Source organism: Aneurinibacillus aneurinilyticus ATCC 12856 (assembly GCF_000466385.1).
Classification (GTDB): domain Bacteria; phylum Bacillota; class Bacilli; order Aneurinibacillales; family Aneurinibacillaceae; genus Aneurinibacillus; species Aneurinibacillus aneurinilyticus.
Genome location: NZ_KE952723.1, coordinates 38,446 through 64,620, shown reverse-complemented (window position 1 = coordinate 64,620; position 26,175 = coordinate 38,446). Strand labels below are relative to the sequence as shown.

Genomic DNA, 26,175 nt, shown 5'->3' with positions numbered 1-26,175 from the left:
CGTGGTGGCTGCCAAGCCATGGTAGTTTGGGACACCCTCTTCTTTCTTTCCTGTATCCTCGCGCTATTTTCGAGAGCCCTTATTTTCGCGAATCATGCTATACTGTATGCTGGATTTTTCAAGCTTGTAACAGCTGACTTCGCCTATTTCTTACACCTTAGAGCTTATTTTTCAGAAGGTTTGTCAGCGTCTTTATATCGCCGTTTCCTACATCGTGTGTCCGGATATACTTAATGATCTTTTCTTCCTTTTCCTTTGTCAAAGATACGTTAGCAAGACCAGCTAGCTGTCGGATTAATTGCAGTAACTTCTGATCGTCGTTCAAATCGCTTTTCTTTACGCCTCCAGCCAACTTCTCAAGCTGAGACGTATCCACATTCCTGCCCTGCAATTTATCAAGAAATTTTTTCGGGATGTTTGCCATACCCTACATCTCCCTCCTTCCACTATACACAACAGTGTATGAGCAAAAATAGGAAAAAGTGCGGCTTTTCGGTTTATCAGTCCGTCACCCCCTCATCGATTCTCAAAATATTCAAGTGCCAGCTCTTCCGTTTCATGACGACGTACCCGGCCCATTAAGTCGCTGACCGCCTCACGAGGCGCCTTGTTTTCAAACAGCAACGCATGCAGCTCACGGGTAATTGGCATCTCTATATCGAGCTTACGCGACAGATCATAAGCGGCCTTCGTCGTCTTAATACCCTCGACAACCATTCCCATATTCACAGTAATTTCATCTGGACTTAATCCTTCTGCCAGCATATTTCCAGCGCGCCAGTTTCGGCTATGCTGGCTGGTGGCCGTCACCACCAAATCCCCGACACCCGCAAGGCCAGTGAACGTTAGCGGACTTGCTCCAAGTTTAATCCCAAGGCGACTAATCTCGGCCAGCCCTCGTGTAAGAAGCGCGGCTTTTGCATTATCGCCGAACTTCAATCCGTCGCTTACCCCTGCACCGAGAGCGATAATGTTTTTCAGTGCACCACCAATCTCCACTCCGATTACGTCCGGATTCGTATATACACGAAACCGGGCTGTAATAAATGCATCCTGTACTTCTTCAGCCACTTCGATAACTTCCGCAGCCACTACGACCGTGGTAGGCGCCCGTAAGCCTACTTCTTCAGCATGACTTGGTCCCGACAATACAGCAATTCTTTTATGGAACGCTTCAGGTACCTCTTCCTTGATTACTTCACTCATCCGTTTAAGTGAGTCAATCTCCAATCCCTTTGTCGCATGTACGAGAATCGCTTCTTTATGTAGATACGGAGCAAGATTACGAATCGTAGCCCGCATGGCATGGGATGGAACAACAAGCAAAATTAATGTTTTATCCCGAACGACATGCTCAAGCGACGCGCTGGCCATAATATTTGGTGAAAGCTTAATGCCAGGTAAATACCGTTTGTTCTCTTTCTTTTCATTCATCTCTCGCGCCAATTCTTCCCGTCTAGCCCAAAGCGAAACATGGTCATGGTTCTCTGAAAGTACGGTTGCAAGCGCCGTACCCCAGCTACCGGCACCGATTACCGCAACACTTCGTTTCATACATATCCCCCTTATCGTTTAGACTGCCCTAGTTTCCGTTCTGTACCTCGAATCAAGCGCTTAATATTGTCTATATGGCGTATATACCCTAACGCTGCTATAGCAAGCGTGCCAATAATATACGTGAGAGAGGCTCCATTTACGATAAGAATAATAGGGATAAGCGTAAAGAAAACAAGCGATCCAAGCGACACATACCGCGTAATGGCAATGACTGCAATCGTTATAATGACTGCAATCAAAGCAGGCAACGGCGTAAGCGCAATCAGCGTACCAATGGTAGTAGCAACTCCCTTGCCGCCACGAAACCCAAAAAATATAGGCCAATTATGCCCTATAATTGCAGCCACCCCGGAGAATACAACGACCCAGTCTTCTCCTCTGGATAACCAATATGCAATACCTACAGCAATTGCGCCTTTAGCTGCATCCAACAGTAATACAGCAATGCCTGGCCCTTTTCCGAGCACCCGCAGTGTATTGGTTGCTCCTGCATTACCACTGCCATGCTGTCGGATATCGATTTTTGCGATTTTTTTTGCAACAAGGATGCTAAAGCTAATCGATCCGAGCAAATAAGAAAGAATGATGACAACCGCTCCCATTCGGTCTCTCCCCTTCCCTATTCCGACTTGTTCCGTGCCAGAATACGAACCGGGGTCCCTTCTAGCGGAAAAGCTTCTCTAATCTTGTTTTCCAGATAGCGTTGGTAAGAGAAATGCATTAATTCAGTATCATTGACAAACAGCACAAATGTTGGTGGCTTGACTGCAACCTGCGTGGCATAATTGATGCGTAGACGCCGTCCTTTGTCGCTTGGCGGCGGCGTTACTGTCGTCGCTTCATGAATTAAGTCGTTTAGCACCGGTGTCGCAATGCGCATCGCATGCTGTTCAGCTACCTGGGTTACTTTTGGAAGCACGGTCTGTATCCGCTGCTTCGTCTTTGCGGATACGAATAAAATCGGGGCATAGGCCAAGTATTTGAACTCCTCACGAATGTCAGCGATGAATTTATTCATCGTACGCTCATCCTTTTCCACCGCGTCCCATTTGTTGACGACAATAATGACACCACGTCCCGCTTCATGAGCATAGCCAGCTACTTTTTTATCCTGTTCGATGATGCCTTCCTCGCCGTTAATAACTACCAACACAACATCGGAACGTTCCATCGCCCGTAACGCCCGCATCACGCTATATTTCTCGGTCGATTCATATACCCTGCCGCGCTTGCGCATGCCCGCCGTATCGATAAGTACATATTCCTGACCTTCAAACGTAAACGGGGTATCAATTGCATCGCGCGTTGTACCCGCAATGTCGCTTACGATTACGCGTTCTTCCCCAAGCAGTGCATTCACCAGCGATGATTTGCCTACATTCGGTCGACCGATAAGTGATACGCGGATGACATCCTCATCGTATTCATCATCCTTATATTCTGGAAAATGCTTAATGATTTCATCCAGTAAATCACCGATACCGGTAGCATGCGCACCAGAAATCGGCATCGGTTCACCCATACCTAATGAGTAAAATTCATATACATCGTTAAGACGCTGTGGATTATCAATTTTGTTAACTGCAAGCACGACCGGTTTCTTGGAACGGAACAGCATACGTGCCACATCCTGGTCCTGATCGGTAATACCGACCGTACCGTCTACCACCAGAACGATAACATCCGCTTCATCCACTGCCAGCTCCGCCTGATGCCGGATGGATTCAAGCAGTTCATCATGATCATCAAAATCAATACCGCCTGTATCAATTAAATGAAACGGTTTGCCGAGCCATTCCGCCTGGCTATACAAACGGTCACGAGTAACGCCCGGAATGTCCTCAACAATCGCCAACCGCTCCCCTACAATTCGATTAAACAGTGTCGACTTGCCCACATTCGGCCGGCCGACAATCGCTACTACAGGATTTGCCATAAAATAACTTTCCTCTCTTTTTCAATATCTCTACTATCATAGAATGAATTGTAAGGACAAGCAAGACAAACCATCCTTCTCCCTTCCCTTCATCTTCAGTTATACAGCCTGACTCATTATTTTTCTGCATTATGAATGCTTGACGATAATAAGTGTATCCGGGGTGATTTCATGAACAACTCCGTCCAAAATTTTTTCAAGTGTGAAGGCGATTTGCTGCAATTCCTGCTCTCCTTCAGCATAAAAAATAGGCGCGCTTCCCCCGATGCGGCTTCGATTTTTCGTAATCACCGCAAGAATGTATTGTTGAATTGAAATGCCCATACGTTAACGCGCCCCCTTCGTCTGCTGATTGGCATTCGCTTTCCGGGGAAGCCTCACTGCGCTGTCCAATACAGGCACATACCTTACCGTGGTAAGCACTTTGCTTTTATCCTTTTCTTCCGGCAGCAAGAAAACGCCGAGCTGTCCGTTCTGCATATTACGTTTGGCAAGTGGCACAAGCGCTGGCTCTCCAGAATCGCGGTACACACCATGAATAGATGACACGTCATGCAGAATTGCCTGACGCTGTCCAAGATTTGCTATCGTAACAAGACTTCCGGCACTCTTTGGCGTAATGACAACCCCAACCCCGTGTTTGAGTATCACATCCTGGTCCGCACGTAATCCAATATTCATAATATAAATGTCGTCCACATACAAATTATGTCCATCAATCCCAATTTTCCCTTCCTGAACATCTGCGATTTGTCCAAGTAATTTGCCTGACATGAGCCGACCATTAATAAAAAACATAACAATGCCTGCTACAAGCGCCCACCAGATTGAAGCTTGAATAGCGACAAATGTCACAACAAGGGAAGTAAACATGACAAGATAATTGCGACCTTCGAATACTTGGGCAATTCCCTCGATATAGGAGACACCACGCGGAACAAGTTCCATGGCATCAAGTTGTTGTAGCATATTTCGTTCCATATTTCTCACCTCACGAAATTGCTGAGCCGCCAGACCAAGAAATGTGACTGCTGTCCAATCCGGTTTTAGGATGGAGGGAATGACGACCGCACCCACAAGTGAAGCGATGACGCCAAGCGCAATGTGAATAATCCGACCATGCGGATATGTAGGATATTGACGGTAGTCTGTCCGCAGCATGTACAGGCGAGCGGCCACCCCTACCAGTACTCCGACAGCTACGGGGATCGTGTACGTAGCCATTCTTTATCGACTCCTTTTCACCAACACTTTGCGTACCAGTGTGGTACTGGCGTCCACACAGCGGAATACCACCATATGCAGAAGCAGGGCCATAAACAAAGAAAAAACAAGCGAGTCACGAAATGACAATTCCCCTATTACAGCGGGAATGCCGGGCGGATTGAGAAATATCCCGGACATGACTTCCATGAAGCACAGCCCTAGACCCGCAATCGTTATTACCTGTTCTGCATGGCGGCTCATAACAAGCGGCAGTACGGCTGTGGCCCCTGCGATAAGGTAGGTTTCATCCACAACATGCAGTACAGGGTCAAGCTTGAGTACGTATCGAAGCAAAAATAACGTAACACCTGTAAGAAGAGCTGCTGCAAAGTTATAGCTCCGAATATCCTTTTCTTGTCTTCCCCACAAAAAAAAGAAATAAACAGCAGGCAGCACAAAAGCACCTATGCTGACCGATATCATTGAACCAAGGGGTATATACCAACCGCTGGTCACATACATAGCAAACAAAAGGGCCAAAAATGTTCGCATACGGAGTTGCAGGCGTACAAGCAGCCCATCCAGCGCCCCCATCCATCCCAGCACAACAATAAACAATAGACAGATAACCGATAAATATCCCGGATTCATACGTGCAAGTCTCCTTTTCTTTCTAAGGTTTCTGTAAGTATTATTGCCGAAAAAGAGAAAGTGCATAGCATAAATATTAAAACAGGAAACAGGGAAAGCAATGCCAGTTAAAAAGGTAAAAGGCAACAGTCGCATAAAGCGAAAGTTGCCTTTTTATTTCTTCTACCGCCGTGCAAGCGCAGTGCAATTAATGCCGCGCTGAGCTGCCCAGTGATATGTATCTCCTGTAACAACGAGTGGAACTCGCTGGAGAGAGGCGATGGATGACGCTCCTAAAGCCGTCATGATGACTGTAAGTTCTTCGTGGAGACTTTTTACATATTCGATTGCTTTCTGCATTTCTCCATCTACTGCATAGCGAAGAAAGGCCCCGGCCATACCTACGCAAGAAGCACCTAGAGCCAGGCATCGTGCCACATCAAGTCCCGTGCGAATACCACCGGTGGCCATAACATCAACCCGCCCTGCGAGCTGTGTTACCTCCAATAGGCTTACTGCTGTAGAAATTCCCCACTCATTTAGTATGTCGAATGGCTGCGTCCGCCGCATATTTTCGATTTGAGCAAAATTCGTGCCGCCACGCCCACCTACATCAATTGCCGCTACACCACAGGAGACAAGCTTCTCCGCTGCTTCCCGTGACATGCCAAACCCGACTTCTTTTACAATAACGGGTATCTCCAATGCAGTCACAATCGCTTCGATACGACGCAGCGCACCACTAAAGTCGCGTTCTCCCTCAGGCATAATCAACTCTTGCATTACGTTTAGATGGATCTGTAATGCATCGGCTTCAATCATATCTACAGCGCGAAGCGCCATATCAGGTGTCGCCTCTGCCCCTAAATTACCGAATAAAATTCCATGGGGATGCTCACGGCGTACAATCCGATATGTTTCAATCAAAGATGGCTCTTTAATTGCTGCCATCTGAGATCCGACTGCTAGCGCCATTCCTGTTTCATGTGCCAACATTCCAAGTGATTGATTAATCGTATATGTTTCGCTTGCTCCGCCTGTCATCGCGTTTACAACAATCGGCGAACTCAGTGCGAGTCCGCCGATTGTTGTATGTGTATCCACTTGTTCATAAGCGATGTCAGGCAGGCAGTTATGCACAAACTTCACATCCTCCAACCCGTGCGCACCGGATTGGCCGGTTGTAAGCGCGTGCTCTACATGTTCGCGTTTTCGTGAAGTTCTTGACATTGCGCTCCCTCTGTCATGGATTAGGATTTAAACTTCTTAAGCAGATCGCCCATGCGATCGCCAATCGTCACGCCCATACCGCTCGTGTTATTCTCTTCTGCCTGATAGGCTGCTACTTCTTTCTTCGTTTCCTGTTTTTGCTTGTCATCCTGTACTTCCCGGATACTCAAGCTCATACGTTCTTCTTCAGGGTTGAAATCCAGAATTTTTACGCTTACTTCTTCGCCCTCTTTTAGCACTTCATCCGGTGTGCCAATATGGCGGTTAGCGATTTGAGAAATATGAACAAGACCTTCTACCCCTGGCGCCACTTCCACAAAGGCGCCAAAGCTCACCAGGCGCTTCACTGTACCCTGTACCACATCGCCAATCTTAAAGTCCTGAGCGGCTTGCTCCCACGGTCCTGGCAACGTTGCCTTAATGCTAAGGCTGATACGCTCGTTGTCCTTGTCAACCTTCAGGATTTTCACATTGACTTTGTCGCCTTCCTTGAGAACATCGGATGGTTTGTCAACATGATTCCAGGCAATTTCAGAGATGTGGACCAGTCCATCCACTCCGCCTACATCAACAAAGGCGCCGAAATCAGTCAGACGCTGTACTGTACCCTCAATAACAGAGCCTGGTTCAAGCTTATCAAGCACCGTCTGCTTTTGTTTGTCTGCTTCGTCTTCAAGCACGGCGCGATGGGAAAGAATCACTTTGTTTTTCTCTTTATCGAGTTCAATCACTTTAATGGAAAGCGTTCTTCCTTTATAATCAGAAAAATCCTCTACAAAGTGGCGCTCCACATGTGAAGCCGGGATAAAACCACGAACGCCCAAATCAACCACAAGGCCACCCTTCACATTGTCGGCAATCGTTGCCTCAAACACTTCACCGGATTCAAACTTGCCAGCAAGCTCATCCCATGCCTTTTCAGCGTCAACCGCACGTTTGGAGACGATCATCTCATCCTTCTCTTGATCAAGACGGATGACCTTTACTTGGATTTCCTGGCCTTCGGAAAGAACATCAGCTACCTTTTCGATATGAAGGCTGGAAACTTCACTAATCGGAAGAATGCCGTCATACTTATAGCCAACATCAATCAAGGCTTGTTTTTCATCCACACGAGAGACAGTGCCGGTTAACACCTGGTTAACCTCAACTCCGCCCAAACCTTGTTGACCATTCATTTCGTTTTGATTTTCCTCTACCATAGACCATACCTCCTTGAAATAAAAGCCATTCAAACAATAAATGCTTCTTACCTCTAAAAGAAACAACAAGCATTTATAGCAAACAGCAGCATATTTATCTTAGCTTACCAAAGTTATATGTACGAATGCTAGTGCCAAACCTGCTAATTTCTGGACTATATATACCCTGATAAGCAAAATACCTTACACTACACAGAAAATAGCACTGAAAGCTACACCTGTGGTTTATGTATATCTAGAATTTTCTGGATTTCACTCCGGATAATTTCGGCGGCGGCCTGTGTACGTTCTGCAGTTTCTTTACCCGCTACCGCCGCGGTTAAATCAATCGGCTGTCCATAAATTATAGTGACGCTGCGAAAAAGGCGATAGGGTCCAATAATCGCTACAGGTACAACCCGTACACCAGATTTCAGTGCAATCATCGCAGCGCCTGGCTGGATGTTGCCTACATTGCCCTGACTTGTCCGATTGCGCTTACCTTCCGGAAAAATGCCAAGCACTTTGCCTTGTTTAGCAAGTTCTAACGATGTACGAATCGCTTGGCGGTCACCGGCCCCACGCTTAACCGGATACGTACCGAAATCCTTAATTAGACTGGAGATGACCGGAATACGAAACAACTCAGCCTTGGCCATAAAATGCACCTGACGCTCTATCCCACAGCCAAGCAGCACAGGATCCCAATTACTGATGTGGTTTGCACAAAGCACAAGACCCTCTCCATCCGGAATATTCTCCTGTCCAATAACCTTCCAACGATAGAAACCTTTAAAAATTCCCCGGAACAATCCGCGAAAAAACGGATATGTTTTACTTTCCATATCTTACGCCCTCTCCCCGATTTTTTCCCGATATAGCGTGACGATGCGATCCACTACTTCATCGATGCTACGTCCGGTTGTATCGAGCCGTATGGCGTCTTCTGCCTGTTTCAGCGGCGCGATTGCCCGCTTACTGTCTTTGCGATCCCTCTCTTCAATATCTCGCAGCAATTCAGCGTAATCAGCATGTACGCCTTTCTTTTCGAATTCTTCCATCCGACGGCGTGCACGCTCCTCGATGGATGCTGTCAAAAAGATTTTCACCTCTGCATCCGGCAACACCGATGTTCCAATATCACGACCGTCCATCACCACATCTTTGTGGCTGGCAATTCGCCGCTGCATATCTACCAGTCTCTCACGCACAAGCGGATAAGCGGCTACTGTCGAAACATGCCTGGTCACTTCCCGGGAACGGATGGCCTCGGATACGTCTTTATCGTCCACGTATACATGCTGTACCCCATTTTTGATTTCAAGCATCAAATCAATTGCATCAAGCATCTCCCGCAGGCTGTGCTCATCTTCTATAGAACATCCGCGGACAAGCGCAGTAAGCGTCACTGCCCTATACATCGCCCCGGTATCCACGTACAATATGCCAAGCCGCTTTGCGACCTGCTGTGCTACGGTGCTTTTACCGGCTCCTGCCGGTCCATCAATTGCAATTTTCATCGTACCATCACATCCCAACTAGGCAAAGAAGAAAGCTAAAATACATCATGCCAGCTTCTTGCTTTCAACCTTTTCTCTCTATGTTTTTTCAAAAAAAAAGCAGGTTGTGCCTGCTTCTTTTTTTGCATATTTGATTCAAAGCGCAGATTTATCCACCAGTGTACTTATTACCTTCATAGTATCATAGGGCCTTAAGGTGATGCAACGCCTTCCATCCGTACCGTGTCGACTAGCCAATATCGGACAGGATCATACGTAAGTAAAGCCTGGCTGACGATAAGCAGCACCCATCCGGCCACAATGGTGATAATCAAGCATGCCTCTACTCGACGGGCCAGGCTGGTAAAACGTTTTTCGTAAGCAGATTCTTCAGCTCGTCTCAAAAGAAATCCTCCCTTCGTTTTCACCAGTATCGCCTGTCCCGCCCTCCCCTTATTCTTCGTTACAATGCATGCGCTTTAATTTTTTCTGCTTTTACCTCTTCGCCAGTAAGCGCATTAATATAAATACGATACCTGTCCTTATCGAATCCGCCGTAGAACTCATAAGAGAATACTTCCTGACCTCTTTCGTCTTCAATTACTGCAAGGCGTGCCTCTTCGACTTTCAAGCCCGCATTCACCTTCTTGCGAGCCTGCGCCTCGGTTATCTTCGGCTTCGGCAGTACACGCGCCTTATGGTTTAGCACATAGCTTTCACTCTGGAATCCTGATATATTTCCTTTATCAAGCGCTACCTTTACCGTAATCGTATCTGGATATACGCGGACATTACCCTGCCTGTAGGCGTACGTAAAGACGGCAAGATTTTCATACTCGCTATAGGAAACGGCTTCCATAGATCGATATCCCCGTTCGTTCAGATACGCGTCTGCATGGCGTTTGGCTTCCTCGATTCCAAGCTTTCGGCCATCGATTTTACGCTCGTCGAGCATCCAGACGACCTGACCACCCTTTTTGGCCACATCTACGTTAATGGGGGCTGAATTATCCTTGCGCACAATATGGACGCTGAACGATTGATAATCTCGTCCATTTCCGTTATCCACTACTTTTGCTTCTTTTATTTGCTCAGGTTTCAGTTTTGCAAATGCAAGTGCTTTACGCTTGGCTTCCTCAGCGCTAATTGGCGTCCCCTTAATGGACTGGATTTTTAGCTTACGAGACGTATTCAGACTTCCGATTCCCGAGCCAAAATCGACATCTTTGTACCTCCCTACGCTGTTATCAACCACTTTAAGGCCATCAATAATCACGTTATCCTGTTTCTTTTCTTCAGTAGCTAATGCTGTCTCTACATCCATCCATCGTAGTTGTTTGTCGAGAATGGCCGTCTGTACAGTCTGCAGTTGACCCTGCATATCCTTGGAATGGCGATAAAGCGTCTGCAGCGTTTTATACTCCTTGTCCGTTAGCGGCTGCTTATCCAAATCACGAACAGCAGTCTGGTAACTGAAATCGGCTACATTAGCAAGAAACTTCTCCGTCTCATTGAACGGCATCAACGTCAAGGGCAGCTGACCTACGTCATTTTGCGCCGAATAAGCGAGGCGCCAAACATTCGTTAAGCTTGGGGTAAGCTGTTGGCGGGAATTGACGGCAATTGTTTTACCAAGCTCGTCCTGAAGCTTATCCATGTGATAGTTCAAATTATGGAATGCCCGCTGATACTGATTTTCCGCCTTAATAAGCACGGAGTTTTTTTCTTGATTTTCCTGGTAGCCCCACATACCTGCTCCTATAACTCCGACCGCAAGAATGGGCGCCAACACGCCTGCCACTTTCCAATACATATCTGCATCACCTTTCCTCTTGTCTTCCAAGCTTACATACGTGTTGGTAGTAGTGTGAGGAAAGGCTTGCCCGTTTATGCAAAAAAAGCGAAAAGGAAGTATCCTTTTCGCTTTCTTTTTTATTTCCGTCCACTCTACAGTTGTTCGGAATAAATATGAAAGTTACGGTCATTGCTGCAAATGCACTGCTTAAATCCTGTCTCGATCCTTCCGTTTTTCTCGCGGCTTCCACGCAGGACATAACGTTCGCCGCACACCGGGCAGTAAATCGTTACTTTATATCGCTCATATTCGGTCGTCATATTTTTTCCGCCTCCTCCTGTTCATAGTGTCGCCTAAAGGCAGCGGCAATAGACCTGTCTAGCGCGTCACTGCTACGTCGAATAGCAACGGACCATAAAATTACCATAAAAGGAATAATTAACCAAGGCCAAATGTTGCTGCCTGCCGTAAGAATAAAATCGTACGTACCATGCAAAAGGATCGGAATCCCCAAACTCATTCCTAAATATATACACTTTCTGTGCGGATCAGCTACAAACTTTGCTTTGCCAAGATAATATCCCATTAACACACCAAACAATCCATGACTTGATACCGGGAGCAACGCTCGGAAAAACGCTGTGGATAATCCATGCGACAGCAGGTAGAAAAAGTTCTCCAATGTCGCGAATCCAAGCGATACCGCCGCCGCATATACGATACCATCGTACGGTTCATTAAACTCTACATGCTTATATACCGTATAATAAATCATAAACCATTTAAAAAATTCTTCGAGAAATCCTGCAAGGAAATACGATTGTGCAAACACGCCCAAATCCAGTTCTTCTTGAAAACCAAACTGAATGACCATTACAGGAAAAACAAGTAAAATACCAGTGATAAAGCTTTTTACCACCATATGTAATGGCTCTGTTTCATATTTGTCTTTTAAATAAAAGTAGCTCAAAATAGCAATACCAGGAGCAAGCGCTGCTCCTAAGGTCGATATCATAGCATTCGACTCCCTTTGTTCTTCCGATTCTCCTTGTTTTATCGTACCATGGAATATGGATGAAAGAAATATTATTACTGAAGGTTATGGTGAGAAATATGCAAGGAGCCACAAGAAAAGTCATCATCCTCAATACAAGTGGGACGATCGCCATGTCCGTTGACGATATTACATACGATTGAACCGTTGCTTCTGACAAATCAGCAATCGTTACCAAAGCGATGTGTTCAAACAACAACCTAGGTGCTGATGCAAATACTGGCAGACGCGTGCATCTTATTTTTTCTAAATAGATGGGTAATCAACAGGCGGGCTCTATGTATTCTTGTTTCAGCGACCAATAATGTTGCTTACGTTAATTGGTGAATCGGGGTAAAGGAGTATACAATTATGCGTAGCATTAACTGGATTCGCATCCTTGCCATCCTTATTTCTTTTCCTATTGGTTTATTAGCTTACTATGTGGCTTTGGAAATGATATATAATCAACCTGTTCATGATGTAAAATCCGTTGCTTTATATGGAGGCATTATTTATTTGATGTTTGGAATACCACTGTATATCGGTCTTTTTGATTTCCTTAAATCGAAAGTGCCTCCATCATCTTTAGGTGTTGTTTATATAAGTTGTATAATTTTGAGTGGAGTTCTGCTAACTTTACTTGTTGTTTTCTTAGCTGACGGAAACGTAAAACAAATTATAAGCCCAGAAGGTAATTTGTTTGGAATTTTATATATTGTAACAGGTGTTGCCTTTGGCTCTATGTGCTTATTGGAAAGGAAAATATACAAAACTATCTGATTGCTTTTTCAAAGCCTCTTTTATCGTAAAAAATAAAATGATTTTAATACAGAAAGGAATGGATAGCATGACGCATAAGAATAAAAACACAGATGCTAAACAAAATACACCTACCATGGTCAATGAGTTAGAAAGAACCATTACTGCAGATGAGCTGGCCAACTCTGAAAATACAGTAATTGGAGACGAAAAAGGAGCTTCTGAAAAAAAAGAGGATGATTGTGGAACTTGTAGATCTGGCCTTTAAATTAAAAATATACGAATCATAGAAGATGGCGGCTTCTTATTGGGCCGTTCTCTTGTTTATATTTCTAACATCCATCTTTCGTAAAGTTCAATAATACATAAAAAGGGAGGATTTAACCTCCTCCCTTCTCGCTAATTAGAACACTTCTTTAATATCATCTATATCACTCGCCAGAAGCACAGCAAGCCTCATTCTTGCTTTTTTGCTATCATAATCCTTTCCTAACATTACCCCTTTTGTATACAGGTCATATGCGCTTCCCGGATAATCATAAGTCGTGTAAACATGGCCCTCTTCTGCGCTTGTAGTAATAACCACTTGCACACCATTCTTTATAGCCCGCTCAATACCGTCCATCATTTTAGGAGCAACCTGTCCCCTGCCTACGCCTTCAAGAACAATTCCTTTTGCACCACTTTGAATTGCTGCATCAATAAATTTACTATCCGCTTCAATGTAGCACTTTATGATATCAACTGGAGGGATTTCTTTAACAATGTTAAAACTTTCATTGCATACAGGTTTTTGATAAATTTTTACTACATCATTATCAATAATGCCAAAATATCCAAAGCCAAACACATCAAATCCCTGAATATTGGATGCATGAACTTTCTTTACATATTTAGCGGAGAATATACGCTCATTAAATACAACAACCACTCCTGAACCTCTTAATGTTTCATCACAGGCAGTGTAAATAGCGTGCCTGATATTTATATACACATCATTACTTAAATCCTCTAGTGATCGTTGTGAGCCAGTTAAAACAACGGTTCTTTCGTCGCTAATAACTAAGTCCAAAAAATATGCCGTTTCCTCCATAGTATCCGTACCATGAGTGACAACAATGCCATCAACTGATTCATCCTTAAAGATTTTTTCAATATGACTTTTTAATTCCAACAGTTCATTAAACCCTATGTGCATAGAAGGTAATTGAAAGGCCGAATCAACGACAACTTCTATATTTTTGGGCAAATTGCACATATCAGCTAATTCTTGACCAGATAATTCTCCAGAAGATAACATTCCTTTTTCATTTGCCTTACTTGCAATTGTTCCACCTGTGGTTAACAAAACTACTTTACGCATTTAATCCTCCATTAATTTGAAAAAGATTATTATGGTTTTATGCGAATTTATTGTATCATTATTTTAGTTTCAAGATAGAACTTTATCGGTAATATCATGCTCATTCTTAATATGTAATACACTTTATCACACCTGTTGATTATCCATAAAATAGAAATTCAAGGATAAAAAATCCCCTACAAATGATATTGTAGAGGATTTTTTCGTTTATTTTAACGGTTATACCCAGCCGCGGAACTGGCTTGCTTCCGCCATCTTGCGTACGCCCACCATATAAGCGGCTAGACGCATGTTTACATCGCGGGACACGTGCGTATTATATACATTTTCAAACGCACGTACAAGCACTTCGCGCAGACGGCTTTCCACTTCTTCTTCCGTCCAGTAATAGCCCTGGTTATTCTGCACCCATTCAAAATACGATACGGTTACTCCACCTGAGCTTGCCAGCACGTCTGGAACAAGCAGAATGCCCCGCTCAGTCAAGATGCGTGTCGCCTCCAGCGTTGTCGGTCCATTTGCCGCTTCAACTACGATGCTCGCTTTAATGTTATGTGCATTGGATGCCGTAATCTGATTCTCGATTGCGGCTGGTACCAGAATATCGCAGTCCAGCTCAAGTAATTCTTTGTTGGAGATTGTGTTGCTGAACAGTTTTGTTACCGTACCGAACGAATCGCGACGATCCAGCAGGTATTCGATATCCAGTCCATTTTCGTCGTGCAATGCACCATATGCATCAGAGATAGCAATAACTTTTGCTCCGGCATCATGCATGAATTTCGCAAGGAAACTACCCGCATTACCGAAACCTTGTACGACAACACGCGCACCTTTCAAATCAATGCCTTTTTTCTTAGCTGCCTCTGCAATACAAATCGTTACGCCTTTAGCGGTTGCCGTTTCACGACCTTGCGATCCGCCGAGCACAATCGGTTTACCTGTGATGAAGCCTGGAGAATCAAACTCACGGATGCTGCTGTATTCATCCATCATCCATGCCATAATTTGCGAGTTAGTGAATACGTCCGGAGCAGGGATGTCTTTTGTTGGTCCTACAATTTGGCTGATAGCGCGTACGTATCCACGGCTTAAACGCTCCAATTCACGGAACGACATCTCACGCGGATCGCAGATGATGCCACCTTTACCGCCACCATACGGCAAATCAACGATACCGCACTTTAAACTCATCCAAATCGAAAGCGCTTTTACTTCGCCTTCTGATACTTCTGGATGGAAACGAACACCACCCTTTGTTGGCCCAACCGCATCATTATGCTGAGCCCGGTAACCAGTAAACACCCTCGTCTCGCCATTGTCCATCCGCACCGGGATACGTACAGTGAACATGCGCATCGGTTCCTTCAAGAGCTCATACATCTCTTTCGGATATCCCATTTTGTCAAGGGCTTCAGCAATCACCGTCTGTGTTGACTTCAGCACATCCAGGTTCTCTTGCTGCTGCTCTGCGCTCCCATTCGCAGAAGCAGTTGATTCGGTTACCACGTCTTTTTCTCCCATTTTTTACCACCTCGAAAAATTCATAAGTCTGTCAAGACATAGCAAGTATAACTCTTTCCTCTACGTTTTGGAAGGCGTAAAGCTGGCTTTTTCTTTATTAAATAAAAATGGAAGCTTGCCCAGCGAGCCATTGCGGTTTTTATTCATACGAATAACAATCTCCTCCTGCTTATGCTCCCGTTCGCCTTTACTTCGCTCAAATACGAGCAGAACATCAACCGAAGCTTCCACCGTCCCCGGCATTCTGTCTCCCTCACCGTTGCTTTTTAACGAGGAAACCACAATGGGAATATCCCATTTTCGCGACCACTGATGAAGCATGTATGCCACTAATGCTTCATTTTCTCCTGGCATTAAGCGTCCGTCTTTGTCACGCACCGGCACACGCTGAATATGATCAATAAATACTACCGGGGCCGTACCAAGCGATTTCGTTATTTGTTCCACACAATCCTCAATATCATACAGAGACGTATCAAATTTGCCTTCGATCGTGAATAAATGGTTAGCAATCTTTTTGTATTCTTGATTTGCCTGCTGAACTTTCTCTGCTTCCACTTGTCCTGTCAATACTTCTTCCGTAGATACATCAAGGAAGCGAGCCATCGAACGGGCCCACAGCTCAAACGCTGTCATATCCCATGTCACATAAACAACCGGAACCTCATGTTGCGCAATTTGATCTGCCATCTGGCGCATAAACATGGACTTGCCGCTTGATACGTACCCTTCAATCATATACAATCCGCCACGCATACCTCCAAGCAGCAGATCGTCAAGCTCCGAAAAACCGGTTTTTATTCCGTTCCCTTCATGTTTATAGCGCTGACAATATTCTTCCATAAACACAACCAAATTTTTTGCATCAGAGGCGATGGGTTCCTTAATCGTCTCCTCTACCGCCTGCCTTAAAAGTCGCATGAACTTTGGCTTCGGTTCCTTGATTTCATTAAAAAACATATTGATATTACGAATACCTTCCGGCAAATATGGAATATATACTTCTTCCGCCTTACCTTGTAGCATGCCCTGAATTCGCTTGCTCTCACGTCGGCTTGATTCATCATTCGGATAACAGATAAATACTCGTTTTCCTTTTAAAAGGTGGGCATGAGCTTCCTTAAACACATTGTACTCTGGCACACATATAGCAGCAACTTCGGCCTGCTCAAGCGTTAGTACATCAAACACATCACGGCACAATATCACCTCATCAGCTTCTTCGATGACAGCCTGATTGAAAAAAATATCCGTTTTTCCAAGCAACATTTTATTATGCGGCTTCACCTCCTGAATCGGCTGTCCCAATAAATCAACTACATGACCCGCCTCGTTATAAATCGGAAATACAAGATGATTGATGAAATAGCCGCTCAGTTTGCTCTGCGAGGCGTTAAATCCGATTTGGGGACCCTCAAAGCCAATATGGTATTTCTCCGCCGTTTCCAGTTCAATTCCTTTACGCTTCAAAAATGAGATAGCATTAGGTGACAAGCTTTTTTCATAATAGCTGACAAGCTCTTCAAGATTCACATTAGACAGACTTGGTGCAAGGTTCGTTCCTTCTATGCTTTTCAATCGTTCCACTCTCCCTCCCCCCTGCTATTGTGGTGCCATTGATGAAATTTTGCATATTCTCTATTCCTTACCACTTCTGCCCTGTCTCGTAACCCAAAAGCCGCAAGTCTCTATAATAATAGAAAAGCGCATGGCAATATGCCACACGCTTCATACTATGCGAGTTAGTCGAAATAACGGCAAAGAACCTTTACCGCATCACTATCCACAACGACTTTACCATACTCTTGCAGAACATGCTTAGTCAGTGTGGAAGCTTCACCGTATTCAGACAATACTGCTATAAAGTCGTCATACTCATCTTTCGCTAAATCGACTTCTTCAAATACGAGGTAATAACGCCCATTATAAGCATATGCGCTTCCCCCGTCGATTACCTTAGCATTGATTCGATGGGCTAGTTCGATTAAGTGTTCAAAATCGTAGAACACATAAACCACATCATCGCTCTCCTCTAGTGTAACCTGCATTTCATATATGTCATCGTAGTCCAGATCCTCAGCGTCATCATGCGCTTCGGTCTTACCCCGTGTTACGATTACAACCATGCCTTGAGCCGGCAGGGAGAAAACTTCGACGGCTACGGGTCCGTTCACTGTAAAACCCACTTCGTCTTGAGCCTGATCCATCATGTCATTGAAAAGTTCATGCACTTTTGGTATATCGCGCCACATATCATCCTTTTCAATTCCCCGTTCAATCAGGTCATCGAAAGTTAAGAAAATCCTTATTTTATCCTGATTTAGACGTTCAACGCGCATTATGACCCCTCCCTCCGCAAATTCGGTGGTAGTATTAGAATACGTTACAGGATTGTTTTTTGTTCAAAAAATAGTGGGATTTTTTTAATGATAACACGGAGTGAAAGCAAGGTACAAGGTATTAAAAACAAAAAGACCGTCTTCCATAATCGGATGCACGGCCCTTTCTGACTGCACCTGTTAGACGTCGTACTACACCTTATACCTTAAGCATAGAGATGCCCCATACCATCACGATGGCGATGATGGCCCCAATAATGAAGGAAAGTAGCATGCCCGCACCGTAGGAATTCGGTTCATCCTCACAGTATTCCTTGATCTCATCCCGATTCAACATGTGCATTCCCTCCTCTGTCGACTGTATCACCTTCATAGTATGGACACTTCACTTACATGCTATGATTAAGAAAAAATCGCGGGTATTGCCGCCCGTCCTTTTTCCACAAAAAAGCCGGAGCACGTACTCCTACTCGCGTGTCCTAACCTCCTGAATCTTTGCCCGGATCGTACGCGAGAGCTGACGGAGCTCGCTTACGTCGCCACGCGCCCGCATCTGACGAAATTCATTTTGGAACTCTGTTGCTTCTACGACAAAGCCGCGCTGATATAGATTCTGAATCCCTTGCAAAATCCGCGAAACAATATTCGACTTATATTCGAACATTTGTTGGGCATCACGGATTTCGTCACGAATTTCCGACATTTCTGTATCCAGCAAATACGCAGCTTCGGCCGTCGTACGCAAACGTTCTCTTATATCTTCGGGAATATTGCCTTCATACTTATAATTCAAGGAATGCTCGATGGTCGCCCAGAAATTCATTGCTAGCGTTCGTATTTGGATTTCGGCCAGTATTTCTTTTTCTCCCTGCGCAGTATGCACAGGATATTTAATGATAATGTGATGGCTGCGGTAGCCGCTCGGTTTTTCGTTTTTTATGTAGTCTTTCTCGTAGACGAGGGTCATATCTTTACCGCTACGCTGGCGGACCAATTCCGCTACTCGGTCGATATCCTGGACGAACTGGCACATAATCCGAATACCCGTAATATCTTCGACTTCCTCAAGCCGGTCCAACGGAATGCCTAATTTGTTCGCCTTTTCCAAGATGCTTGAAATCTTTTTGATGCGACCTGTCACGAATTCAATGGGCGAATATTCATTTCTCTTTTTTAATTCTTTACGAATACCCCTAAATTTCACCTTCAATTCCTCGACCGCTTGTTCATAAGGGATCAGGAATTCTTCCCAGCTTCTATCATCCACCAGACTGCTTCCCCCTTCAACTGCCGCTATCCTTCTGTATTTTACCATACTCTACTTAAAAATAAATTGTGAAATTCGCTTCATCATCCTCCTTTCTACTATATAAATAAAGGATAAAGAATATTACAGACAAACAAAAAAAGACTCGTCACTTGTATGTGTCGAGTCTTCCTCATATGATATTTTCTCACTTAACGAAAAGAATAAAGCAGTTGCGCTATGATATGCTATCCTGATTTCCTTACAAATATTCGCTCTCATGCTTCGCTTTTAAACGGCGCCATCTGCGATCGACTTCTCCGGCGAAAGAGGCTAGCATCTCTGCGTACTCCGGCTTAGTCATGTGCTTTGTTTTACCCATCAGCGAAAGCCAATCTTGTACTTCAATCCGCTTGTTCTTCGCTTCTGGATCGTACGTAATATTCGTAATACCATTTTCTATTTCATACAGCGGGAAGAAACAAGAGTGAACTGCAGCTTCAACAATATTTTGGCCCTGCTCGTCAGCCGACTTCCAATTAAGCGGGCAAGCAATAAGAATTTTTCCGTATACCATACCGACATTTTGCGCATACCATTGAGCTTTGGCCGCTTTCTTCAACAAATCCTGCGGGAATGCTTCCGTACCTGTGAATACATATGGAATGTTAGTGGCTGCCATTATTTGAGCCGTATCTTTATGGTGAAACGCTTTGCCCCCTTGTGTCTTGCCGACACCTGAAGTCGATGTCATATGCCCCATTGGCGTAGAGTACGATAACTGACTGCCTGTATTCATGTATCCTTCATTATCATACTCCAGCACAATCATTCTATGATTACGGAGAGCTGTACCGATAGCCGGTCCCATCCCAATATCCATACCACCGTCTCCGGTTACCATAACGAAAGTAAAATCATCTGCTACTTGGATCTCGCCCCGGCGCTTGCGCTCATAGAACATCTCGACAGCACCTGATAATGTGGCCGCGCCATTCTGGAACAAGTTGTGGATGTACGTCTGCTTATGCGAACTGTACGGATACCCTGTTGTAACTACCATCGCACAGCCAGTCTGGAACAGTACGACAATATCCCCTTCGATACCCTTAAAGAATAATTCCAATCCAGGGAAAATACCGCAGCCCGGACAGGCTCCATGACCTGGAGCAATGCGTTTTGGCTTGCCGGTAAGCGCACGCAGTGGCGGAATTTTGACATTTAGTTTACCAGTCTGTTCATTCGGTGTCACTTGAATGAGGCCTGACTTGAATGCTTCCCCATGCAGCGGCGCAAGCACTCGCTTCGGTGCAAGTTCAGGATCTCCCGGCGTATGTCCAAAATAATCAAATGGAATCGGTGCTAAGCCTAACTCTGCTGCCTCGATGGCCAGGTCAAAAAATGCTTCTGCATCGTCATGATAAAAATCTTTGCCACCGACACCGAAAATACGGCTTACTACAACGGTTTCATTCCCCTTTATCTCTTGAAGCGTAGCTTTTAGTTCATGAGTTAAATTACCGCCATGTCCTCCATAGGAATCGGCACGTTCCCCAATCATAATCGCCTTTAGATTTTTACAAGCTTCCTGAATTTCCTTAGCTGGCCATGGTCGAATCATATTCGGACTCACTACACCTGCCTTGATGCCTTTAGCTCTTAATTGATCGGCTACGTCTTTGGCCGTTTCAGCAGCGGAATTGAGAAGAAAAACCGCTACTTCTGCATCCTCCATGCGATAAAGATCAAGCATTTCATATTTACGTCCAGAGATTTTCTCGTATTCATCCGCTACCTGTTTAAATACCTCGCCGGCACGATACATCGCTTCTGATTGTTGATAGTTGTTGTTAATCAAATCCGGGTCGTTCATGTACGGACCAATTGTGATCGGATTTTCCGGATCAAGCGCGTGTACATACCCTGACGGCATTTCACCCACAAAGCTCTGTACCGTGCTCCGATCGGCAAAATATTGAACACGACGCTTTTGATGCGAAGTAAAAAATCCATCATACGCCACCATTACAGGCAAGCGAACGTCAGCATGCTCAGCTACACGAAGTGCGATAATATTCATGTCATATACCGCTTGCGGATCACGCGCCAAAAGAATCGGCCAGCCAATGTTCAACCCATAGTATAAATCGGAATGATCGCCGCGAATGTCCAACGGGCCGCTAATCGCGCGTGTAACCAGGTTAAGTACCATCGGAAAGCGTGTTCCTGACTGCACCGGTAACTGCTCAAGCATATACAGAAAACCGTTTGCGCTTGTCGCGTTGAACACACGCCCGCCTGCGGCAGCCGCACCATAACAGACACCTGCCGAACCATGCTCCCCATCGGCCGAGATCAGTACGATGTCGTGTTCGCCGCGCGTTTTCATCATATCAAGATATTGCGCTACCTCGGTAGAAGGCGTAATCGGAAAATATCCCATTAGATGATAGTTGATTTGTGCGGCAGCCATCGCAGCCATTTCATTTCCGGACTCAAAAGTCAAGCTTTGCTCTGGCATGGTTTCTTTTATTGCCGCCGTAAGCGCCGCTTTTTCCCTGTCGTATTCAATCGCCATTCTAATCCATCCCCTTTTCCCAGTTAATTAGCAGCCAGTACAAACTTCTGCGGCACACGATGCTCCTCGGCGTATCCGATATCTTCACGAAGCTCCGTCAGCGCTTCGACCGGACAGGCCTGCACGCATTTTAGACAGCCTTTACAATATTGATAATCAATGCCCGAGAGAAACATCTGCGGACGTCCCTTCTTGTCAGCACCTTCCTCCCATACGAAGCAAAAATCCGGACAAACCGTGTCACAAGCAGCGCAGTGGATGCATTTTCCGGCATGATACTCCGGCAGGAATCCCTGTCGACTTCCGCTCAAATCCTTTAGAATACTGTTACCCGGATTAGTAATGACACCGCCGAGTGGCTGTGTTTCATAGCCAAGCATCGGTTGTGGACGAACAAAATCTTTACCTGCCGATCCTTCCGGCACCTCATATGTTTTGAACGCTACTTCACAATATCCGCGATCAAACGTGCGTAAATTTGGCTCAACCATATGAGGGTATTTCTTTTCAAACGTCTTGCGTATAACATTTCGCATCGCTTCCGGATCAAGAAAATCGCAAATTTTGAATAACGCTCCAAGCATTGCAGTATTTACTTTGGTCTTCTCTTCAACCGCAATCCCCAACGCATCAATCGTGGCCAATGTGCCGTATTCCAGATGAAGTTCTTCACGCACCTCATCAAATTCGCGGGTGGTATTAACAAGCACAATGCCATGTGCATCCAATCCAGAAACGACATTGATTGTCTTGTAGAGCGCTTCATGAAATACCCCTACTACATGCGGACGCTCAATCGGACTGGCAGCACGAATCTGCACATCCGTATCACTGAAGCGAATAAACGATTTTACTGGCGATCCTTTTTTCTCCGAACCGTACGAAGAAAAATTCATTCCGTTAAGTCCCAGCCCCAGCACTCCGGCTTCTGCCAGCATTTTCCCCGCCAGGTTTGCTCCCAATCCTCCAATGGATTCGAGTCGAATCTCATAAAAACCCAGCTCATTCCTCTTCGGAAGTATAGACATTTTTATTCCTCCCCATTTCCCAGCACCCATACAGGTATCTGTTTTTGGCGAAACACATGTTATCCCATATTATTTCAGTGTCCATTCCACACAGATCAAAAATTAGAATTGTCTAATATCTTCAATTCAAAAAAATTATAACAGGTATTTTTTTACTAAGCAACAGAATTTAATATTTTTGAACAAATTAACTTTTATTCATCATTAAATCGCTTAATCCCCTAATAAATTAGTCATAATAAATTGACTGAATTTAATGAAATATACCGAAACAGATATATAACAGATATTTTAAAAATAATATAACAGTGTATATTTAACACTATTCGCACGTTAAATACTTGACAAAACGAAAAGTCTGGACATGCCAGACTTCTGATAAAATCTTATTTTCCAAGCTGCTGTAATACAACAAATTAAAATTGTACCAATACAGTAGCTGTTATGATTCTTGAAGACTTTTATGAATCCAAATCGCAGCCTGTGCACCATCCCCGATAGCGACTGCTAACAGTTGCGAGTGTGCTGCTACGTCTCCCGCAGCCCATATATGACGCACATTTGTTTCTTTTGTTCGACCATCTACAGGAATGTGTCCATTCTCCAAACGTTCTACTCCAAGCATCTTGGCGATATCCGATTCGGCCTTATTCCCTCCAAAAGCAATAAACCCTTTCTGCGCCTCAACATTTCGCTCTCCTGTCAGCTGAATGCTGGACAGCATCTGTTCGCCTCCTGTCTGCACTTTCAGTATCGGACCTTCTACCAGCCTGATATCGGATTCGATGCACTTCCGTTTCCAGTGCTCGGACAGCGGGCGCTCTCCCGGCTCGTGATTCACATACGTTAAATCATCCGTCCAATAGCGCAGTACGCAAGCCATAGCAGCTCCTGCATTCCCTGCACCCAGCACAACTGCTTTCGAATTTCTGATTTCATACCCGTCGCAATCCGGACATACATATACAGCCGTACCGAGCACTTGTCTTATCCCTTCTATCTCGTCAGGAATCCGGTCTGTTATCCCGGTACTAATTAATAACCTCCTGGCAGTGACGCGCTCCCCTGTCTCCAATTCTAACTCAAACTCTTCACCCTTATTCCATGCCCGGCTTACCCTTCCTTCGTTAAACTCCACCCCGACCTCTGCGGCCTGTTTTCGCCCTCGTTCGCGAAGCTCCGGGCCGCTAATACCGCCGGGAAAGCCGAGGATATTACCATAGCGACGAGCCAGTGGAGACCGTCCTCCTTCCGCATCAATAACCACAATGCGATGCATATAACGCCCAAGCTGAAGAGCGGCCTGTAACCCAGCGATGCCGCCGCCGATAATCGCACAATCATACATAAATGTTTCTCTCCTTCTCAAGTATAGAAATTACTCTCTACTTGGTTTACCCATTATGCACTGCTTTCACAAGATAATAGGTACCAAAAAATCTGTGACAGCAAAAACGGGCGAGAACTATCCGTTCTCCCCCGTTTTACATCGTCATATCATGACAGCGTACGTTCAATTACATGCAAATTGTATTCGTATCCTTGCTCTACAAGAAACATCTGACGTCGGTGCGCATATTGCTCTTCCTTCGATTCCGCCGAGACAAGCGAATAAAAATGCGCCGTCCGTCCGTCTTTTTTCGGACGCAAAATCCTGCCAAGCCGCTGTGCCTCTTCCTGGCGCGAGCCAAATGTGCCGGAAACCTGGACAGCGACGCTTGCGTCAGGCAAATCAATCGCAAAATTGGCGACACGCGATACGACCAGCATATCAACCTCCCCGCGACGGAATTTTCCGTACAACGTCTCCCGTTCTTCCTGCGGGGTTTTCCCTGTGATGAGCGGTGCCTTCAGCTCTTGGGCTAATGTTTCCAATTGTGATACATACTGGCCGATAATAAGAATTTGTTCTCCTTCATGCCGCTTAAGCACCTCTTTGACTATCGGTGTCTTACCTGGATTTTCAGCTGCGATACGAAACTTCTGTCGCTCTCCCGCTCCCATGTACTCTATCTTACGGGACGCAGAAAGCGGGATACGAATCTCTGTACAAGCTGCATTTGCAATGAACCCCCGTTCTTCAAGTTGCTTCCAGGGCAGCTCATATTTTTTCGGGCCGATGAGGCTGAACACATCATCCGCGCGGCCATCCTCCCGCACCAGTGTAGCAGTCAGTCCGAGCCGTCGTTTGGCTTGAATGTCGGCAGTCATACGAAATACCGGAGCAGGCAACAGATGTACTTCATCATAAATAATCAGACCCCAGTCACGTTCATGAAACAATGACAAATGAGGAAACTCTCCGCTCTCCGCCGAGCGGTGTGTAATCATCTGATACGTACTGACAGTAACGGGACAAACCTGCTTTTCCTGGCCAGTATACATACCAATTTGTTCTTCTGTCAGCGTTGTGCGGGCGAGCATCTCCTTTTTCCATTGTTTTACCGATACAGTGCTACTGGTAAGCACTAACGTCGCCATACCGAATCGAACCATTGTTTCAATACCAACAAGCGTTTTTCCCGCTCCGCAAGGTAAAACAATGACACCATTCCCGCCAGATATGCTCCCCCCTGCATAAAAAGCGTCAACCGCAGCTTTCTGATAATCACGAAGCATAAATCCCCTCTGCTCACACAAAGCCATATCCACTCGCTCACCATCTGTATATCCGGCCATATCCTGCACGGGATAGCCAAGCTTCAATAACGATTGCTTGATGGCCCCGCGCCAGGCAAACGGTATAACCGCCTCACGTTCATTTATACGGCGTCCAATGAGGTTTGCAATGGATACATAACTCAGAATATCCTTCATAATTTGCGGTTCAGCCGCCGCAAGCACCAATTCCTCTCCACGTATGAAAAGCTGCAGCTGGCCGAACCTCGACATCGTTCGCTTAATCTCGTCTCTAACAGCAGCTGGCACAGGAAACTTGGCGTACCTTTCTAATACGTCAAGCACCGTCTCGGCGCGAAATCCTAATGCCGCAGCATTCCATAAGGATAATGGTGTCAATCGGTACGTATGAATATAATCCGGGCTTTTTATAAGTTCTGCAAACGGGGTCAACGCATCGCGAACCTCGCTGTATTTCGGATGTCGCACTTCAAGGAGCAACGTACGGTCCCCCTGAACAATCAACGGATTTTCCGTCTGCTTCATCATTCATTCTCCTTTTCTTCCAGTGCTTCCTTTTGTTGTAGTGTATCCAAAATTAAGAAAAACTTACGGGCGTTGCTGCTCGGAAGAACGCATATGTGGCTTT

The 26,175-nt window shown here is 45.3% G+C and carries 27 protein-coding genes; 2 read left to right on the top strand and 25 right to left on the bottom strand.

The window, feature by feature from the left end:
• Positions 1-157 precede the first annotated feature (157 nt).
• The 15 genes from HMPREF0083_RS06105 to prsW all read right to left on the bottom strand — a co-directional run bounded on the left by HMPREF0083_RS06105 (position 158) and on the right by prsW (position 12,049).
• A complete protein-coding gene (locus HMPREF0083_RS06105; protein WP_021620271.1) occupies positions 158-424 on the bottom strand; it encodes a stage VI sporulation protein F in 267 nt (88 codons plus the stop codon).
• 92 nt (positions 425-516) lie between these two features.
• A complete protein-coding gene (locus HMPREF0083_RS06100) occupies positions 517-1,554 on the bottom strand; it encodes an NAD(P)H-dependent glycerol-3-phosphate dehydrogenase (protein ID WP_021620270.1) in 1,038 nt (345 codons plus the stop codon).
• 11 nt (positions 1,555-1,565) lie between these two features.
• Positions 1,566-2,159: a glycerol-3-phosphate 1-O-acyltransferase PlsY gene (plsY, locus tag HMPREF0083_RS06095; RefSeq protein WP_021620269.1), complete on the bottom strand. Its 594-nt coding sequence runs from the start codon at positions 2,157-2,159 to the stop codon at positions 1,566-1,568.
• Between the two features lie 17 nt (positions 2,160-2,176).
• Positions 2,177-3,493, bottom strand: a complete 1,317-nt coding sequence (gene der, locus HMPREF0083_RS06090) for a ribosome biogenesis GTPase Der (protein ID WP_021620268.1) — start codon at positions 3,491-3,493, stop codon at positions 2,177-2,179.
• 129 nt (positions 3,494-3,622) lie between these two features.
• Complete coding sequence (locus tag HMPREF0083_RS06085; protein ID WP_021620267.1) at positions 3,623-3,817, bottom strand: capping complex subunit for YIEGIA; 195 nt, start codon at positions 3,815-3,817, stop codon at positions 3,623-3,625.
• A gap of 3 nt (positions 3,818-3,820) precedes the next feature.
• Positions 3,821-4,717: a YIEGIA family protein gene (locus HMPREF0083_RS06080; RefSeq protein ID WP_021620266.1), complete on the bottom strand. Its 897-nt coding sequence runs from the start codon at positions 4,715-4,717 to the stop codon at positions 3,821-3,823.
• Positions 4,718-4,720: 3 nt separating this feature from the next.
• The gene (locus tag HMPREF0083_RS06075; RefSeq protein WP_040301665.1) at positions 4,721-5,350 is read right to left on the bottom strand and encodes a YphA family membrane protein; all 630 of its coding nucleotides are present in this window, start codon (positions 5,348-5,350) and stop codon (positions 4,721-4,723) included.
• Positions 5,351-5,512: 162 nt separating this feature from the next.
• On the bottom strand, positions 5,513-6,559 hold the full coding sequence (gene fni, locus HMPREF0083_RS06070; protein WP_021620264.1) for a type 2 isopentenyl-diphosphate Delta-isomerase: 1,047 nt from the start codon (positions 6,557-6,559) through the stop codon (positions 5,513-5,515).
• A gap of 20 nt (positions 6,560-6,579) precedes the next feature.
• Positions 6,580-7,761 carry a 30S ribosomal protein S1 gene (rpsA, locus tag HMPREF0083_RS06065; protein ID WP_021620263.1) on the bottom strand — a complete coding sequence of 394 codons (1,182 nt, stop codon included), beginning with the start codon at positions 7,759-7,761 and terminating at the stop codon, positions 6,580-6,582.
• A gap of 212 nt (positions 7,762-7,973) precedes the next feature.
• Positions 7,974-8,585 carry a lysophospholipid acyltransferase family protein gene (locus HMPREF0083_RS06060; protein WP_021620262.1) on the bottom strand — a complete coding sequence of 204 codons (612 nt, stop codon included), beginning with the start codon at positions 8,583-8,585 and terminating at the stop codon, positions 7,974-7,976.
• Positions 8,586-8,588: 3 nt separating this feature from the next.
• Positions 8,589-9,260 carry a (d)CMP kinase gene (gene cmk, locus HMPREF0083_RS06055; RefSeq protein WP_021620261.1) on the bottom strand — a complete coding sequence of 224 codons (672 nt, stop codon included), beginning with the start codon at positions 9,258-9,260 and terminating at the stop codon, positions 8,589-8,591.
• A gap of 191 nt (positions 9,261-9,451) precedes the next feature.
• Complete coding sequence (locus tag HMPREF0083_RS06050; protein ID WP_040301663.1) at positions 9,452-9,643, bottom strand: hypothetical protein; 192 nt, start codon at positions 9,641-9,643, stop codon at positions 9,452-9,454.
• Positions 9,644-9,702: 59 nt separating this feature from the next.
• A complete protein-coding gene (gene ypeB / locus HMPREF0083_RS06045) occupies positions 9,703-11,052 on the bottom strand; it encodes a germination protein YpeB (protein WP_040301662.1) in 1,350 nt (449 codons plus the stop codon).
• 134 nt (positions 11,053-11,186) lie between these two features.
• Positions 11,187-11,354: a hypothetical protein gene (locus tag HMPREF0083_RS28670; RefSeq protein WP_167331543.1), complete on the bottom strand. Its 168-nt coding sequence runs from the start codon at positions 11,352-11,354 to the stop codon at positions 11,187-11,189.
• On the bottom strand, positions 11,351-12,049 hold the full coding sequence (gene prsW / locus HMPREF0083_RS06040) for a glutamic-type intramembrane protease PrsW (protein WP_021620256.1): 699 nt from the start codon (positions 12,047-12,049) through the stop codon (positions 11,351-11,353). The genes HMPREF0083_RS28670 and prsW overlap by 4 nt, the downstream gene beginning before the upstream one ends.
• A gap of 390 nt (positions 12,050-12,439) precedes the next feature.
• On the opposite strand from prsW, the gene HMPREF0083_RS06035 reads away from it, so the two are divergent.
• The gene (locus tag HMPREF0083_RS06035; protein ID WP_021620254.1) at positions 12,440-12,850 is read left to right on the top strand and encodes a hypothetical protein; all 411 of its coding nucleotides are present in this window, start codon (positions 12,440-12,442) and stop codon (positions 12,848-12,850) included.
• 67 nt (positions 12,851-12,917) lie between these two features.
• The gene (locus HMPREF0083_RS06030) at positions 12,918-13,097 is read left to right on the top strand and encodes a hypothetical protein (protein WP_040301660.1); all 180 of its coding nucleotides are present in this window, start codon (positions 12,918-12,920) and stop codon (positions 13,095-13,097) included.
• A 135-nt stretch (positions 13,098-13,232) separates the two neighbouring features.
• Here the strand turns inward: HMPREF0083_RS06030 and HMPREF0083_RS06025 are convergent, their stop codons facing one another.
• The 10 genes from HMPREF0083_RS06025 to HMPREF0083_RS05985 form a co-directional block, all read right to left on the bottom strand.
• A complete protein-coding gene (locus HMPREF0083_RS06025) occupies positions 13,233-14,192 on the bottom strand; it encodes an asparaginase (protein WP_021620252.1) in 960 nt (319 codons plus the stop codon).
• 219 nt (positions 14,193-14,411) lie between these two features.
• Complete coding sequence (locus HMPREF0083_RS06020; RefSeq protein ID WP_021620251.1) at positions 14,412-15,716, bottom strand: Glu/Leu/Phe/Val family dehydrogenase; 1,305 nt, start codon at positions 15,714-15,716, stop codon at positions 14,412-14,414.
• Between the two features lie 60 nt (positions 15,717-15,776).
• A complete protein-coding gene (locus HMPREF0083_RS06015) occupies positions 15,777-17,303 on the bottom strand; it encodes a DnaB-like helicase C-terminal domain-containing protein (protein WP_021620250.1) in 1,527 nt (508 codons plus the stop codon).
• A 155-nt stretch (positions 17,304-17,458) separates the two neighbouring features.
• Positions 17,459-18,055, bottom strand: coding sequence for a genetic competence negative regulator (locus HMPREF0083_RS06010; protein WP_021620249.1), 597 nt, complete (start codon positions 18,053-18,055; stop codon positions 17,459-17,461).
• A gap of 199 nt (positions 18,056-18,254) precedes the next feature.
• Entirely contained in the window at positions 18,255-18,392 is a 138-nt protein-coding gene (locus HMPREF0083_RS27910) for a hypothetical protein (protein ID WP_155847225.1), read from the bottom strand.
• Positions 18,393-18,521: 129 nt separating this feature from the next.
• Positions 18,522-19,322 carry a GTP diphosphokinase gene (yjbM, locus tag HMPREF0083_RS06005; RefSeq protein ID WP_040301658.1) on the bottom strand — a complete coding sequence of 267 codons (801 nt, stop codon included), beginning with the start codon at positions 19,320-19,322 and terminating at the stop codon, positions 18,522-18,524.
• A gap of 241 nt (positions 19,323-19,563) precedes the next feature.
• Entirely contained in the window at positions 19,564-21,879 is a 2,316-nt protein-coding gene (locus tag HMPREF0083_RS06000; RefSeq protein WP_021620246.1) for a thiamine pyrophosphate-dependent enzyme, read from the bottom strand.
• Positions 21,880-21,902: 23 nt separating this feature from the next.
• Entirely contained in the window at positions 21,903-22,907 is a 1,005-nt protein-coding gene (locus tag HMPREF0083_RS05995) for a 2-oxoacid:acceptor oxidoreductase family protein (protein ID WP_040301657.1), read from the bottom strand.
• A gap of 442 nt (positions 22,908-23,349) precedes the next feature.
• Positions 23,350-24,255 (bottom strand): NAD(P)/FAD-dependent oxidoreductase, encoded by a 906-nt coding sequence (locus HMPREF0083_RS05990; RefSeq protein WP_021620244.1) that lies wholly within the window; start codon positions 24,253-24,255, stop codon positions 23,350-23,352.
• Between the two features lie 149 nt (positions 24,256-24,404).
• Positions 24,405-26,075, bottom strand: coding sequence for a DNA repair helicase XPB (locus HMPREF0083_RS05985; RefSeq protein WP_021620243.1), 1,671 nt, complete (start codon positions 26,073-26,075; stop codon positions 24,405-24,407).
• Positions 26,076-26,175 lie beyond the last annotated feature (100 nt).